Source organism: Streptococcus mitis (genome assembly GCF_003942765.1).
GTDB lineage: Bacteria > Bacillota > Bacilli > Lactobacillales > Streptococcaceae > Streptococcus > Streptococcus mitis_BE.
In genome coordinates, this window is the sequence record NZ_RJNW01000014.1 from 1 (window position 1) to 2,927 (window position 2,927).

The window sequence follows — 2,927 nt, forward strand, 5'->3', positions numbered from 1 at the left end:
CAACTGATAATTCGCAACTGATAATTCGGATCTTTCATCAGCAGTTCTTCGCTGATGATGGCGTCATAAGGAACCTTGCCATTATAATAATGATAATGGTCTCCATGAGAAGTCACATAACCTTGATCCGTAATCTTGATAACGATTTGCTCGGCATTTATACCTTCTTTTTTACTGACTTCATCAGGTGTCAAATTTTCTGCCTTTTGGCTTGGTTGTTTACCATCAATGTATGAAACACGATTATTTTCTTTTACAGTTTGGGCTTGATGCAAACCTAGTTCATAAGCGCAGACACTTAAAACAAGTGCAGCTGCTGACCCAGCTAGATATTTTTTATTGATTTTCATTCTTTCCTCTTTTCTTAACTCTATTTGATTCACTATAAAATAATAAACCGGTTAATTAACTAGTTAATAGTTTACTATTTTTAGTACTGCTTGTCAAGAATTTTTCGTATATACATAATAAAAATGAAAGTCTCTTTATCGAGACTCCCATTTTTCATTAATTTGTTTTTTCCTTATTTACAGGTGAAGGATTACTACCTTTTAACAACGCAAGTAATTTTTCTGCTTCTGCCATGATACCATTATTATCCATGGTTTGGAGACTCAAATTATTTCGTAAACCAGCTAGGGTTTCTGTCGCATTTCCTTTCAGACTAGCATCCGTTACTTTCGCAAGCAAAGCTTCTGCTTCTTTGAGCTTGGCTTCTACTTTTTCAGTCTCTACTTGAGGAACTTCTGGCTCAGCAGGTGTTTCCTCTACTGGTTCTTCATCCGCTTTGAAGTTCTTTTTGGGATCTTCACTGTGGTCTTTCTTACCTAAGACATGCTCGCTGGCATTTCCCCATCCGTCATTAGAATGTGGACGTTCATCAGGATGTTCAACATAGTACTTAATCGTCGCAAATAAGTCTTCCAGAGTATAACCATTTGGAGCCTTGTATGAATGATCATCAAACCAAGCAAATTTAATGTTATGGTAATGATCCTTATGAGGAATGATTAAATTACCATTTTTAACTTCTACTGTATGCTCAACCATGTATGGAAGTCGAACGAGTGGAATTCGTTTCTCCCCTTTCACACGATTGTAAATAGCCGCTGCACTATCTCCAGTTGGATTTGCTTGAGCATCTGCGTCTGCTGACGGAGGTAGAATTCCTTTTTCTTTAGTATAAGATTGAGCCGCAGCTTTTTCCTTATCAGAAAGGCTGTCTTTTCCAATCCAGTGACTATGACCCATATGAGGCGTTACATAGGCATCTCCTTCATCACTGATAATATCATGTTCGTCAAAAATGTAACCATCTGACGTTGTATACTTATCAGCTAGTTGAGCAATACGAACTTCGTTTTCGGTATATTCAATTTGAGAATTTGGTTTTCCAAGTCGCTCAGGATGGGTAATTGGTGCTAAGAATGCCAATAAATCATCTACCAATTTTTCTTTATTAGAAGATTCATCATTCAAGCGTTCTGCTAATTTGTCTAAGGTTTGGAAATCAGAAACGCGACCTTTATTTTCAGACAAGGATTTATGAGCCTCGGCCAATAAATTATATGCTTTATCATAAAATTCTTGGTCGCGAGGTGGTACATTTTCTTTTTTAGCAGTTAAAGCGTGTGAAACACTCTCTTGTTTTGATAACTTGTTTTCCAGATTTTTAACAGTTTCAGATGGTAAATCTTTCGCAAAGACATAGCGTGAGATTCCTTTTTCTTCGAATACATATCCTTCTCCAACTTTTCGTACCAGCTGGCTAACCAAAGAAGAATTTGAGTCTATTTTAGGATTTGGAGTAGGAGCCGGCTTTACAATAGGTTTCAAAGGTTTTAAGGTAAGAGCTGGCAAAACAGGAGATGGAATTAAATTTGGAAGGCTTGGAGTCGGAATTGGTTTTAATTCTTTATCACCTGCAGTAGTATGATTTCCTTGATAATTTTCAGAAATCATTCTTGCAATCTTCTGCTCTAAATCAGACATTTGAGAATAAGGAATAAAGTGATAATGATCTCCGTGTGGCACTGCAACACCATTCGCAGTTTTTCTTGTAATCTGCGCTGGATCAAAAACAAGTCCATCTGATTCCACATGTCGTTGGCTAAGCGGTAAGGTATAAAGCTGTTTCAAGAGACTAGATACGTCTTCACTCGGACTAGCTTGATAGCTATTATCCACTTGTGGGCTAACACTTGGAGTCCATCTTCTGGTATTTACCTCAACATTGCTTTGATTCGTTTGTCCATATGAACTATTATTCGATGCCTCTGATGCGCTACTGCTAGAAGAATTTGTTGAAGGACGATATCCAACTGAGTTTGGTTGATTACCTTTTCCAGATAAGAAGGCTCGAGCTGCAGCTAATTCACTGGCAGACAAGTCACTCTTAGGAATATAGTGGAAATGATTGCCATGAGGAACGATATAGGCATCACCCGTGTCCTCAATGATATCAGAGGCATTAAAGATATAACCATCATCCGTTGTATAACGGCCTTGAGCTCTAGCAGCGACTACCGCATTATCGCTAGAACCTCCTCCGTGATTACTACCGTGTTCCTGCTTCTGACGAGTGATTTCTTCTTTTGAGCGAACATTATCAGCATGCGCTGCATCCTTAAGATAGACATAATACTTCCCGTCTACCTTAATGACATAACCACCCTTAATTTCATTGACAATATCTGAATCCTTCAACTGATAATTCGGATCTTTCATCAGCAGTTCTTCGCTGATGATGGCGTCATAAGGAACCTTGCCATTATAATAATGATAATGGTCTCCATGAGAAGTCACATAACCTTGATCCGTAATCTTGATAACGATTTGCTCGGCATTTATACCTTCTTTTTTACTGACTTCATCAGGTGTCAAATTTTCTGCCTTTTGGCTTGGTTGTTTACCATCAATGTATGAAA

Annotated in this window: 2 protein-coding genes; both read right to left on the bottom strand. The window is 38.1% G+C overall.

The features are described 5' to 3' along the window. A partial coding sequence (locus D8849_RS10275; protein ID WP_125387007.1) for a pneumococcal-type histidine triad protein occupies nt 1-350 on the bottom strand: 350 nt, incomplete at its 3' end. 157 nt (nt 351-507) lie between these two features. Next, nucleotides 508-2,927, bottom strand: a 2,420-nt coding sequence (locus D8849_RS10280; protein WP_125387008.1) for a pneumococcal-type histidine triad protein, incomplete at its 5' end; no start/stop codon positions are given.